The sequence below is a fragment of the Pseudonocardia parietis genome, from assembly GCF_017876315.1.
GTDB classification, from domain to species: Bacteria; Actinomycetota; Actinomycetes; order Mycobacteriales; family Pseudonocardiaceae; genus Pseudonocardia; species Pseudonocardia parietis.
In genome coordinates this window covers 2,001,669-2,013,772 of the sequence record NZ_JAGINU010000001.1, presented here as the reverse complement: position 1 = coordinate 2,013,772, position 12,104 = coordinate 2,001,669, and the positions used below count along the sequence as shown (strand labels likewise).

General features: G+C 72.0%; 13 protein-coding genes. 1 reads left to right on the top strand and 12 read right to left on the bottom strand.

The features are described from left to right. The 10 genes from JOF36_RS09510 to JOF36_RS09465 all read right to left on the bottom strand — a co-directional run bounded on the left by JOF36_RS09510 (position 1) and on the right by JOF36_RS09465 (position 9,181). Positions 1-750, bottom strand: a complete 750-nt coding sequence (locus JOF36_RS09510; RefSeq protein WP_210026238.1) for an SDR family NAD(P)-dependent oxidoreductase — start codon at positions 748-750, stop codon at positions 1-3. An 8-nt stretch (positions 751-758) separates the two neighbouring features. Beyond that, positions 759-1,724 carry a PDR/VanB family oxidoreductase gene (locus tag JOF36_RS09505; protein ID WP_210026236.1) on the bottom strand — a complete coding sequence of 322 codons (966 nt, stop codon included), beginning with the start codon at positions 1,722-1,724 and terminating at the stop codon, positions 759-761. Then, a complete protein-coding gene (locus JOF36_RS09500) occupies positions 1,721-3,262 on the bottom strand; it encodes a class I adenylate-forming enzyme family protein (protein ID WP_210026234.1) in 1,542 nt (513 codons plus the stop codon). The genes JOF36_RS09505 and JOF36_RS09500 overlap by 4 nt, the downstream gene beginning before the upstream one ends. 28 nt (positions 3,263-3,290) lie before the next feature. Continuing rightward, entirely contained in the window at positions 3,291-3,689 is a 399-nt protein-coding gene (locus tag JOF36_RS09495) for a Rieske (2Fe-2S) protein (RefSeq protein ID WP_245350748.1), read from the bottom strand. Beyond that, complete coding sequence (locus JOF36_RS09490; RefSeq protein ID WP_210026233.1) at positions 3,682-4,827, bottom strand: amidohydrolase family protein; 1,146 nt, start codon at positions 4,825-4,827, stop codon at positions 3,682-3,684. The genes JOF36_RS09495 and JOF36_RS09490 overlap by 8 nt, the downstream gene beginning before the upstream one ends. A 29-nt stretch (positions 4,828-4,856) precedes the next feature. Then, positions 4,857-6,014 (bottom strand): thiolase family protein, encoded by a 1,158-nt coding sequence (locus JOF36_RS09485; RefSeq protein WP_210026232.1) that lies wholly within the window; start codon positions 6,012-6,014, stop codon positions 4,857-4,859. Beyond that, the gene (locus tag JOF36_RS09480) at positions 6,011-6,391 is read right to left on the bottom strand and encodes a Zn-ribbon domain-containing OB-fold protein (RefSeq protein ID WP_210026231.1); all 381 of its coding nucleotides are present in this window, start codon (positions 6,389-6,391) and stop codon (positions 6,011-6,013) included. The genes JOF36_RS09485 and JOF36_RS09480 overlap by 4 nt, the downstream gene beginning before the upstream one ends. Continuing rightward, positions 6,388-7,254 (bottom strand): hypothetical protein, encoded by an 867-nt coding sequence (locus JOF36_RS09475; protein ID WP_210026230.1) that lies wholly within the window; start codon positions 7,252-7,254, stop codon positions 6,388-6,390. Before JOF36_RS09475 ends, JOF36_RS09480 begins: the two co-directional genes overlap by 4 nt. A 136-nt stretch (positions 7,255-7,390) precedes the next feature. After that, positions 7,391-8,164 (bottom strand): FadR/GntR family transcriptional regulator, encoded by a 774-nt coding sequence (locus tag JOF36_RS09470; RefSeq protein ID WP_210026229.1) that lies wholly within the window; start codon positions 8,162-8,164, stop codon positions 7,391-7,393. Between the two features lie 225 nt (positions 8,165-8,389). Further along, positions 8,390-9,181, bottom strand: a complete 792-nt coding sequence (locus tag JOF36_RS09465) for a carboxymuconolactone decarboxylase family protein (RefSeq protein ID WP_210026228.1) — start codon at positions 9,179-9,181, stop codon at positions 8,390-8,392. Positions 9,182-9,279: 98 nt separating this feature from the next. Here JOF36_RS09465 and JOF36_RS09460 point away from each other — a divergent pair, with 98 nt between their 5' ends. Then, positions 9,280-10,455 (top strand): acyl-CoA dehydrogenase family protein, encoded by a 1,176-nt coding sequence (locus tag JOF36_RS09460; protein ID WP_210026227.1) that lies wholly within the window; start codon positions 9,280-9,282, stop codon positions 10,453-10,455. Positions 10,456-10,518: 63 nt separating this feature from the next. Here JOF36_RS09460 and JOF36_RS09455 read toward each other — a convergent pair whose 3' ends face one another. Further along, the gene (locus JOF36_RS09455; RefSeq protein WP_210026225.1) at positions 10,519-11,310 is read right to left on the bottom strand and encodes a crotonase/enoyl-CoA hydratase family protein; all 792 of its coding nucleotides are present in this window, start codon (positions 11,308-11,310) and stop codon (positions 10,519-10,521) included. Further along, positions 11,307-12,071: an SDR family NAD(P)-dependent oxidoreductase gene (locus tag JOF36_RS09450; protein ID WP_210026223.1), complete on the bottom strand. Its 765-nt coding sequence runs from the start codon at positions 12,069-12,071 to the stop codon at positions 11,307-11,309. Before JOF36_RS09450 ends, JOF36_RS09455 begins: the two co-directional genes overlap by 4 nt. Positions 12,072-12,104 lie beyond the last annotated feature (33 nt).

The window sequence follows — 12,104 nt, the reverse complement described above, 5'->3', positions numbered from 1 at the left end:
TCACAGCTTGTTCACCTCTCCCCCGTCGAACACGACGACCGAGCCGGTCATGAAGTCCGACAGCGGGCTCGCGAGATAGCAGACCAGCGGCCCGAACTCGTCGGTCCGGCCCATCCGGCCCGCCGGGATCTTGCGCAGCCGCCGGGTCAGGGTCTCCGGGTCCTCCAGCACGGCCGACTGGGCGTCGGTCTCGAAGGCACCCGGCGCGATCGCGGTGACCTGCACGCCGAAGCGGCCCCACTCCGCGGCCAGTGCCTTGGTGAACTGCAGCACCGCACCCTTGGACGCCGAGTACGACACCAGGATCGGTTTGCCGTTGACCCCGGACGTGCTGGCGACGTTGATGATCTTGCCGGAGCGCTGGGCGAGCAGGTGCCGCCCGGCGGCGCGGGACAGCACCGCGGGCGCGCGGACGTTGACGTCGAAGACCTCGTCCCACTGCGCCTGGGGCTGCTCGGAGAACTTCCCGGCCGGCGCGATCCCCGCGTTGTTCACCACGATGTCGAGCCGCCCGAAGCGTTCGACCGCGAGGTCCGCGAGGGCGGCCACCTCGTCGGCCGACCGCATGTCGACGGTGGCGATCGCGATCCGGTCCGGGTCACCGGCCCGCAGCTTCTCCAGGTCCGGGGTGGTCCGCGCGACGGCGAGCACCCGCACGCCCTCGGCGGCGAGCGCCTCGGCGGCCGCCCGGCCCAGGCCGCGGCTCGCGCCCGTGACGATCGCGACCTTGCCTTCCAGGTCGAAGTCCATGATCTCTCCTAGATGTCGAGCACGAGCTCGTCGTCGAGCGAGCGGGAGACGCAGATCAGCATCGTGTCGCCTGCGTCCTGCTCGTCGGGGGTCAGCAGGGAGTCGCGGTGGTCCGGGCGACCGGCCGTCACCGGGGACTCGCAGGTTCCACAGGTGCCCTCCCGGCAGGAGGACATGACGGGTGCCCCCGCGTCCTCGAGGGCATCGAGGATCGAGCGGTCCGGCCCGACCTCGACCGCGATGCCGGACCGGGTGCACCGCACGGTGAACGCCGTCGACCGGACGGCACCGGCGACGTCCTTGGGCGTGAACCGCTCCACCCGCAGCGCGCCGCTCGCCCGTCCCGCACAGGCCTGCTCGACCGCCTGCAGCAGCGGTTCCGGCCCGCAGCAGTAGACGAGCGTGCCGTCCGCGGGGCCGGCGAGGATCTCGGCCAGCGGCAGCAACCCGGCGCTGTCCTCCGGATGGATCCGGACCCGGTCGCCGTGCGCGGCGAGTACCTCGCGGTAGGCCATCGAGCCCGCCCGCCTGCCGCCGTAGGCCAGCGTCCAGTCCGCTCCGGCGGCCTCGGCCTGCCGGATCATCGGCAGGATCGGGGTGATGCCGATGCCCCCGGCGACGAACACGTAGCGCGGGGCCGGATCGAGGGCGAAGTTGTTGCGCGGGCCCCGCACGGTGAGCACGTCACCGACGGCGAGCCGTTCGTGCACGTACGCCGAGCCCCCGCGGCCGTGTGGCTCACGCAGCACCGCGATCCGCCACGCCTGCCGGTCGGCCGGGTCACCGCACAGCGAGTACTGCCGTTCGAGCCCCTCGTCGAGCAGCAGGTCGATGTGCGCTCCGGCGGTCCACCCGGGCAGCTCCCCGCCGTCGCAGCGGCGCAGCTCGAGACCGACGACGCCCTCGGCGAGCTCCTCCCGGACGGTGATCTCGACCTTGCACTCCGGCGGTGCCGCGGCGGCGGGGGCGGTCACGGGGCGGCCTCGCCGGTGACGAGGTCGACCACCGACCGCTTCGCGATCTTGCCGACGGCGTTCTTCGGCAGCGAGTCCATCGTCAGGACCCGCTCCGGGATCTTGATGCTCGACAGGCCCGCGGCCCGGCAGTGCCGCTGCAGCTCGTCGTCGTCGAGGTGCCTGCCCGCACGCAGCGCCACCGCGGCCAGCACCGACTCGCCCCACTCGGAGTCCGGGAGGCCCACCACCGCGGCCTCCAGGACCGCCGGGTGCGTGTAGAGCACGTTCTCGATCTCCGACGGTGTGATGTTGTAGCCGCCCCGGATGATCAGGTCCTTCTTGCGGTCGACGACGTAGAGGTAGCCCTCCTCGTCGAAGACGCCGATGTCACCGGAGTGCACCCACCCGTCGACCAGCGTCTCGGCCGTCTTCTCCGGGTTCTTGTGGTAGCCGAGCATCGTGTACGGGGTGTGGAAGAGCACCTCGCCGCGCTCGCCGGGGGCCGCGTCGCCGCCGTCGTCGGCCACCACCCGCACATCGGTCAGGAACGACGGCCGCCCCGCCGACGCGGTCAGGTCCGAGCGCCCGGCGGCGATCCGGCGGTGGTCGTCCTGGCGGAGCATGGTCGCGATCGAGGCGACCTCGGCCATGCCGTAGAGCTGGCTGAACACCGGGCCGAACCGCTCGACCAGCTCGGTGACGCGGTCCGGGGCGATCGGCGCGGCCCCGTAGCCGATGGAGGTCAGTGTCGACAGCGCCGAGGCGTCCAGGCCCGCCTCGAGGACCCGGTAGAGCATGGTCGGCACCAGGTAGGTGTGGGTGGCCTGCCGGCGGGCCGCCTCGGCGGCGAACCCCTCCGGGTCGAAGCCACGCGCGTCGTGGAAACCGACCGCGCCGCCGAGGAAGAAGCTCGGCGCGATGGTGATCTGGACGCTGGAGTTGTGCGGGATCGTCGTCAGCCAGCGCGAGCTCGCCGACATGCCGTACTCCAGGCCGGCCACCATCGCGTGCGTCGCCACCGCCCGGGCGTCGAACAGGATGCCCTTGGGCGCCCCGGTCGTCCCGCTGGTGTAGACGATGCAGAACTCGTCGGTCGACCGGCGGGCGTGCACGGTCGGCGGCGGCGCGGCCGATGCCGCGGCGAGGCTGCCGTACCCGGCGTCGGACGGGTCGTCGACGTCGAGCACGGACAGGCCGAACTCACCGGCCAACGTCCCCGCCAGCTCCCGGAACGGCTCCTCGGTGACGAGCACCCGGGCGCCGGCGTTGGCGAAGATCGAGCGGTACTCGTCCTCGCTCATCCGGAAGTTGAGCCCGCAGTAGACGGCGCCGGCCTTGGCGCAGGCGACGATCGCCTCCGCCACCTCGAGCCGGTTGCGCAGCAGTACCGCGACCCGGTCGCCCGGCCGGACGCCGAACCGTCCCTGCAGGGTGTTCGCCAGCCGGTTGGTGCGGGCGTCGAGCTCGGCGTAGGTCAGCGACCGGTCGCCGTCGAAGGCGGCCGTCGCCGTCGGTGTGTTCCGGGCATGCGCCAGTACGGCGACACCGATGTCCATGTGTCGTCTCTTCTCCGCTAGGGCGTGCTCAGACGTAGAGCACGACGTCGCCGTCGTCGACCACGACGGGGTAGACCCGCACCCGGGCCCGCTCGGTGGACAGCAACGGCCGCCCGGTCTCGAGCCGGAACTCGAAGCCGTGCCACGGGCAGGCGATCCACTCGTTGTGCTGGCCGTAGCTGTACTCGTGCGGCGCGGTGTCGGCCATCGTGCCTCTGACCGCGCCCTGGCAGAGCGGTGCGCCGTGGTGCGGGCACTGGTTGCGCAGCGCGTGGAACCGGCCGTCGACGTTGAGCACCCCGATCGAGGTGCCGTCGATCTCGACGATCTTCCGGGTGCCGGGCGGCAGCTCGTCGGCGCGGCAGATGACGTGCGGGGTACCCCGCGGCACGGCGCGGTGCGGTGCCTGGCTGGTCGTCTCAGTCAAGGCGGTCTCCGTAGACCTCGCGGGGCGTCTCGACCTGGATCCGCCTGCGCAGCTCCGGGCTGAGCTGGGCCAGTGCGCGGTCGGGGTTGTCGAAGTCCCAGTGCGGATAGTCCGAGCTGTACATCAGCACCCGGTCGGCGTGCAGCATCTCCATCAGCGGCGCCAGGTGGCGCGGGTCGTGCGGCTCGATGAACGGCTGGGTGGTGAACCGGACGTGGTCGAGCAGATACTCCGACGGCGGCCGGGTCAGCCACGGCACCTCGTTGCGCAGCCCCTTCCAGTCCCGGTCGAGCTTCCACATGACCTCGAGCGCCCACATGAACCCGCCCTCGGCGATCACGTGCGTGAGCTTCGGGAACTTCTCGAACACCCCGTGGCAGAGCATGCTCAGCGTGTTCGACTGGTGGATCTGGCCCAGCGCGGTGTGCCACTCCAGGTAGAACGTCGGTGTGCCGGCCATCTGCGGGGCCTTGGCGAAGACGTTCTCGGTGCCACTCGGGTGCGTCACGAGCGGCAGCTCGTGCCGGGCGCAGGCCTCGTAGATCGGCCAGTAGTGCTTCTCGCCCATCAGGATCTGGCCCAGCGGCATGAACACCGCGACCACGCCGTCCCGCTTCGCCATCCGGTCGATCTCGGCGACCGCGGCCTCCGGGTCCTGCGGCGCGACGACCAGCGCCCCGCGGAAGCGCTCGTCCTGCTGCAGCCAGCGCTCGCACATCCACTCGTTGTAGGCCGAGGCGATGGTCGCGGCGACCATGCCGTCGGGCATCGCGCCGATGCCCAGGCACTGCCCGGACAGCAGGACCGCCCGGTAGATCCCGTGCGGGTCCAGCAGCTGCTGGGCCGTGAAGACCGGGTCCGTGGCCGGCGGGACACCGGGCTGAGCGGCGTCCTCACGGTAGGCGCCCGCCGGGTTGATGTAGAGGTAGTCCAGGGGCAGCGTGAACTGCGCCGCCGCCATGCCCTTCGCCCAGTCCGCGCCGCTGATGCCCAGGCGGGTCCGCCAGGTCTCGGTCATGTAGGGCATCAGGTCCCGGATGCCGTTCACGAAGTTCGGATGCACGTCGGAGTCGATCACCCCGTTGCGCTTCAGGTCGATCCCGTCGGCGGCGCCACGTGGCGCCTCGGTCGTCGTCATCGTCGACTCTCCTTCCGGTGGTGGTGGCCCTAGCGAGCGCGGCCGAGCAGCGCGAGGTTGTAGTACTGGGCGCCGGACCCGGCGCCGGCCGCGACCGCGACCTCGGCGCCGTGGATCTGGCGGTCACCGGCGTCGCCGCGCAGCTGCCGGACCGCTTCCGCGATCTTCAGCGTCGGGGCGCCCCAGCCGATGTGGCTGAACGACAGCAGCCCGCCGTCGGTGCAGGTCGGCAGCTTCCCGTCCGGTCCGATCCCGGTGGCGAGGGCGAAGTCGGTGCCCTCCCCCACCTCGCAGAACCCGAGCGCCTCGAACTGGCGGGCCACCTCGAGCGAGTTGACGTCGTAGAGCTGCGCGACGTCGACGTCGGCCGGGCCGAGCCCGGCGAGGGCGAACGCCTTCGCGGCGGCACGGTCGCCGATCGACCAGACCTGCTCGTAGCGGGCCGGGTCGACGTACTGCTGGCGCATCCACTCCATCCCGGCACCCAGCACGACGACCGGATGGTGCGGCAGGTCCCGGGCACGTTCGAGGGTCGTCACCACGATCGCGGCACCGCCCTCGGACGCGAGGCAGAGATCCAGCAGGGTGAACGGGTCGACGACCGGCGGTGCTCCCAGCACGTCGTCCGCGGTGTAGGGACCGCGGCCGTGCATCACCGCGTCCGGGTTCGCGGATCCGGTGTTGCGGATCGTCGCGGCGATCTCGGCGGCGCCCCGCCGGGCGTGCGGGTAGCGCGCGAGATGCCGCTGCGCGACCAGCGCGAAGTGGGTGGCGGTGAACGCGCCGAAGGGCTCGACGAACTCGTTGCCCGGACGGGTGTAGGCGGCCACCTTGTCGCCGCCGAGGACGCCGGCCTGCCCACCGGTGATCAGCACGGTGGTCGCCTGACCGGTCAGGATCGCCCCGGCGGCGTCCATCAGCGCCGGGACGCCCTGCGGGTAGGAGTCACCGATCCAGTCGATCGGCACGCCCAGCAGGGTCGACCAGTCCGCCGAGCCCGGGGCCAGCTCGGTTCCGCCGGGGCCCGGCCACCGGGCCGCAATCCCGTCGATGTCGGTGTGCCGGAGCCCGGCGTCGGCGAGCGCGAGCCCGGCCGCGTCCAGGGCCACCTGCAGGGAGTTGCGTCGCGAGCGCTTCTCCTGGGGCGTCACGCCGACCCCGACGATCGCGATCTCGTCCAGCTTCATGCCGGCACCGCCGCCGCGAACGCGGGCTGCAGCCGGCCCGCCCGCTCGACCCAGGCGACCTCGACCGGGTCCCCGATCGCCGGCAGCCGATCGCCGAGGAGGGTGGTGAGCATGCTCCAGCCCTCCTCCAGGTCCACGATCCCCAGCCCGAACGGCACGGCCACGCCCGGGCTCGCCGCCTTGTGCACGACCGTGCTGCTGTAGACCGTCCCGCGCCCCGAGCTGCGCTCGTAGACCCAGTTCTCCGACAGGCAGCCGGGGCAGGCGATCTGCGGGGTGAAGAAGCTGCGCCCGCAGTCCCGGCACACCGGTCGCACCAGCTCACGGGCCGCGGCGGCCGCCCAGAAGCCCGCCGTCAGCTCCGCGGCGTCACTCACGGCCCGCCCACCAGGAGGCGGTGCGCGGCCTCCTTCACGGTCATCCCGACCGTGACACCACGCCGGGCGGCGGCCTCGTTGTGCGCGCTGATCAACCCGATCTCGTAGCCGAGGAACGCGTCGCCGATCGGGGCGGTGGTGCCGTCGATGCAGGCACCGGCGAGGCCCGCCTCGTCCGCGGTGACCAGCCCGGCGATGCCCGAGCGGTTCTTGCTCATCCCGCCGTCGTGGCAGATGAAGCCCCACGGGCTGGCCTCGAGCAGGAACTTCGCCCCGCTGCGACCGGTGTGGCCCGCGGTGACCAGCACGCTGGTGTTCTCGTCCTCGGGGTAGGCCCAGACGATCGAGTCCGTGACCACGACCCGGCGACCGCTCTCGTGGGTCTCGGTCACCTGACGCCGGACCTTGTTGCCGACCTCGGTGTCGGTCGGGTCGTTGTCCAGGAGCACGTCGGCCGCCTCGACGACCGTCATGCCCGCCTTCACGCCGCAGGTCTCGGCCACGTAGTTGACGTGCTTGACCACGCCGGACCGGTAGAGATCCTCCCCGTTGCCCATGTCCGCGGTCATCCCGTCGGCGCACGCGGCGGGGATGCCGAGAGCCTCCAGGTACCACAGTCCGGCGATCCCGGCCCCGTCCTTGCCGACGCACGCGTCGTGCCCGATGACCCCGCGCGGCCGGTGGATCGCGATCATCCGGGCCGGCAGCACGCCGACGTAGGAGGCGGGGACGACGACGTCGCGCCCGGTGTTGCGAGCATCGACGTAACGGGCCGAGTCCATCGTGATGATCCGGCGCCCGCTCCGCTCGGCCACGATCTCCTGCGGGTGCTCCTGCTCCCGCTCCAGCAGCGTCCTGCCCATCTCACCGGTCCTGACGTCGTCGTCACCGCGAGCGCTCTCGACGGCTAATCTAGGTATATCATTAACAGTAGATCGAATCCTAGACGCAAGTTGACGAGATCACCAGGCGGCAATCCGGGCCGATGCCCCCGAGCCCTCAGGTGCCGTACATCTCCCAGCTGAGGACCTCGTCCATCTGCCGCTGGTAGTGCCGCTCGAAGTAGCTCAGCGTGTCGTCCATGTGCTTGCGCATCGACGACTCCGCCAGCGCCCCCTCACCGGACTCGATGCCGGTGCAGACCTCGTCGTGCGCCTGCCAGACGAGCTTGCGGAACCGGCGTGGGTAGTCGACACCCAGCACCGTTCCGTCGGTGATCCAGTGCAGCGAGTTGATGCAGTACCCGAACAGCGGGTTCTCCGACCCCCACGCCACCAGGTCGTGGAAGCGACGGTTCTCGTCGAGGAACACCTCGCGGTCGTCGAGGCTCGCGCCCATGCGCTCGACCGAGGTCCGCAGCTCCGCCAGCAGGCCCGCGTCGCCCCGCTCCGCGCAGAGCCGGGCGGTCAGCGGCTCCAGCAGCTGCCGCGTCTCGATCACCGCACGGAACGGCGTGTCCGCGAACTGCATCAACAGCGCCAGGGTGCTGGCCAGGTGGCGCGAGTCGGGCGAGGTGATCACCGGACCACCGCCCGGACCCGGCCGGATCATGAGCACACCCTGCAGCTCGAGCACCCGCAGCGCCTCACGCAGGGTGTTGCGACCCACGTTGTAGGTCTCCAGCATGTCCCGCTCGGGTGGAAGATGACTCCCGGGCGGGAGGTTCCGCTCCTTGATCTCCTTGACGATGCGCTGGGCGATCACCGTCGCCCGCTTGGGCGGCATCCCCGACGGCAGCGAGCGCGGCGTGACGTCCCGACGTACTGCAGCCATGCTCACTCCCTGCTCAGGTCCGACATATTCATGACGATCATAGTCAGAGATACTACGGGACCGGAGTGGTGGAGCGCCGACCGAGGCATCGATTCACCTCGCCCTTCGGCGGGCCACGACGGTGGGTGCGAGCGAGAACGGACCCACGGCCGACCGCGAGAAGTCACCACGGGATCACCGCAGGTTACCGAACCGGAGGGATTCGGCCACACGACGGGCGCGGCATCATTGCGGACCACTCGGCACGTCCCGCGAGTCGATCACTCCCTGGGCCGCGGGCAACCAGGACGCCACCCCGGCGAAGGGCATCGCGGTGAGCGCGGCCTCGACGAGCTGCTCCTCGGTGGCCCCGGCACGGCGGGCTCCGCGGGCGTGGATGGCGACGAAGCGCGACTGGTACTCCGCCGCATTCACCGCGCACAGCAGCAGCTCCATGTCCCGCGCCGGCAACGGGGTCTCACCCAATGACGACTCCCGCATCAGGAAGTAGCCCTCGAGCCCCTTCGCGGCGCGCTCGCCCAGCAGCTCGACGTAGTCCGGGACGAAGCCGAAGTACTCCTGGAAGTAGGCGTAGGCGCCGGGCACGTCCGCGTCGAACGCCGGCTCACCGCCCGGCCCGCCGTCCGATCCGCCCGGCCCGCCGTCCGACCGGGCCGGGCCGTACGCCTGGTCCGTCCCGGCGACGAACAGCCCGTGCGGGACGACCCCGCGCGAGATCAGCAGACCGACCGACGCTCCCTCGACGTGCTCGCGCGGCACCCCGGCCCGCGCCGCAGCCGCCAGGAAGTGCCCGACCAGCGGCTCGTCGCGCTTGACCGCGCAGATCGCCGCGGCGAACATCGCCTTGAGCCCGGCGGGCAGCGCCCCGTCCGCCACGATCACGTCCGAGACCCGGGCGAGGCCCTCCACGAACTTCGGGGCGGAGCCCGCCAGCCGCGGCAGCCACCCGGCGTCCGGCAGCAGCTCGGCCACTCTCCGGCTTCCCGACATCTCCGTCGTACCCGAGCCGACCGTCATGACCCCACCTCAGTTCCGTGTCGTCGCCTCGCCCGGCCCACCTGGCCGACCACGCGCGACCGTCGACCCCGACCGGGATTACCAGTACTATAGTATTCATGGACTCGTCAGAGAAGTGGTTCGCTCTCGGCCCTGCCGAGCGCGCCGTGCAGGAAGAGGCTGCCTCGCTGACCGCAGCCGTAGCGGACATCTCGGCCGAGGCCGATGCGATGAGCGAGATCCACCCCGGGATGCGGGAGGCGCTGCGTGCCAGCGGCCTGGCGGGCCTGATGGTTCCGGCCGCGTACGGCGGTCGCGCCGAGACGGTCGACCCGCTCACGGTGTGCCTGGTGCGCGAGGTACTGATGAAGGGCTCCTCGCACCTGGACTCGATGTTCGCGCTGCAGGGCATCGGCAGCTACGCGATCACCGTCGGCGGGACGGACGCCCAGCGTGCGCAGTGGCTCCCCCGGGTGGCCTCGCTGGAGACCCTCGCCGGGCTGGCGCTGACCGAGGAGCACGCGGGCTCGGACCTGAAGAACGTCTCCACCACCGTCACCGAGAAGAACGGTGAGCTCGTCGTCCACGGAGAGAAGGCCTTCATCTCCAACGCCGGGGCCGCGGACTTCTTCGTCACCCTGGTGAAGGAGGACCTCGCGGACGGTCCCGGCCTGTCGCTGGTGCTGGTCCCGGCCGACGCGCCGGGGGTGAGCACCCGTCCCAGCCCGGAGCTCATCGCGCCGCACGTGCTCGGTGACGTCACGTTCGACGGCGTGGTCGTACCCCCGGAGGCCCGGCTCGGCGCGCCGGGCAAGGCGATGTCGCTGGTGTTGAGCACGCTGGCCGTGTTCCGCGTGTCGGTGGCGGGTGCGGCGGTCGGGCTGGCGACCGGGGCGCTCGAGGAGGCCGCCCGGCACGCCCGTACCCGTGAGCAGTTCGGCAGGCCGCTGCTCAAGCACGGACCGGTCGCCCAGCTGCTCGCGGACTCCTGGAACGACGTCGAGATGGCGCGGCTGCTGACCTACCAGGCGGCCTCGTTCGCCCGGCAGGATGCCCGCGCCGCGCTCAACCGGTCGTCCATGGCCAAGGTCGCGGCCACCGAGGCCGCGAGCCGGGTCGTCGACCGGTCGGTGCAGGTCATGGGCCGGTGGGGACTGATCGCGAACAGCCCGATCGAGCGCTACTACCGCCAGGCCCGGCCGATGCGGGTGTACGAGGGCGCCTCCGAGGTCCTCAAGCTCGGCATCGCCACCACGCTCTGCGCCGAGCTGGACCAGGCTCCGCCGGCCCGTTGAGGAAGCCCGGGGCCACGACACTCCCGTGGCCCCGGGCCCGTTCGCACGCCGGTGGTATGTGAGTCAGCAGCCACGCCAGCGGGGCGCGCGGCGTTCGGTGAACGCCCGGGCACCCTCCTTGGCGTCCTCCGAACGGCGCACCGGACCGATCAGCTCCTCCTGGCGCTCGAACTGCTCGCTCCCGAGCCAGTGCACCGACTCCGCCATGACCGCCTTGGAGGCCTGTACGGCGAGCGGGGCGTTCTGCGCGATCTCGGTGGCCAGCGCCCGTGCGGCGGCGAGCGCACCGCCGTCGGGCACGACCTGGTTCACCAGCCCGAGCCCGGCGCACCGGGCCGCGCTCAGCGGACGCCCGGTCAGCACCATCTCGGTGGCCAGGTTGCGCGGGATCCGGCGCGGGAGCCGCAGCACGCCGCCACCCGAGGCCACCAGACCCCGCGTGACCTCCGGCAGGCCGAACGTGGCGCCCTCGCCCGCGACGATCAGATCGCAGGCCAGCGCGATCTCGAACCCGCCGCCGAGCGCCGGGCCCTCCACCGCCGCGATGATCGGCTTGCGCGGGGGGCCCGCGACGATCCCGAACCCGCCCCTGCGGTCGACGACCGGCCGCTGACCGGTCTCGGCGAACGCTTTCAGGTCCATCCCCGCCGAGAACGACTGCGGCGAGCCGGTCAGCACGGCGACCCGGAGCTCGTCCTTCTCGTCGAACTCGTCGAGCGCCGCGCAGATCAGCTCGGCGGTGTCGCGGTCGATCGCGTTGCGCCGGTGCGGGCGGTTCAGCGTCAGCACCACGACCCCGTCGGTGTGCTCGACGAGCAGCGTCCCGGGCGCGTCCCCGGCCGGACGCTCGGTCATCGCGGCGCCATCCGGATCGCGCCGTCCAGCCGGATCGTCTCGCCGTTGATCATCGGGTTCTCGAGGATGTGCGTGGCGAGCGACCCGAACTCGTCCGGAACACCCAGCCGGCTCGGGTGCGGGACCATCGTCCCGAGCGAGTCCCGGATCTCCTGCGGGAGCCTGCCGAGCAGCGGGGTGTCGAAGATGCCGGGGGCGATCGTGGCCACCCGGATCTGCCGGCCGGCCAGGTCACGGGCCGCGACGACGGTCATCCCGACCACGCCGGCCTTCGACGAGGCGTACGGGATCTGGCCGATCTGCCCCTCCCAGGCGGCGACCGAGGCGGTCAGCACGATCGCGCCGCGCTCACCGTCCACCGGCTCGGTGCGGGCGATCCGCGCCGCGGCCAGCCGGACGACGTTGAACGAGCCGATCAGGTTCAGGTTGATGATCGCCGAGTAGTCCTCGAGCGAACCCGGGGTGCCGTCCTTCTTCAGGATCCGCATGGCGTGCCCACGGCCCGCACAATGCACGACGGCACGCAGCGGCCCCAGCTCCTCGGCGGCGTCGAGCGCGGGGGTCACCCCCTCCTCCGTGGTCACGTCGCCCGCCACGAACACGGCGGCGTCCCCCAGCTCCGCGGCGGCCTCCGCGCCGGGCGAGGACTCCAGGTCGAGGAGCACGACCCGCGCACCCCCGGCGACCAGCCTGCGTGCCGTGGCCAGCCCGAGGCCGGACGCGCCCCCGGTCACGACGGCGGCGATGTTCGAGATGTCCACGTCTTTCCTCCGGCTCCCGGGACGGCTCCGTGC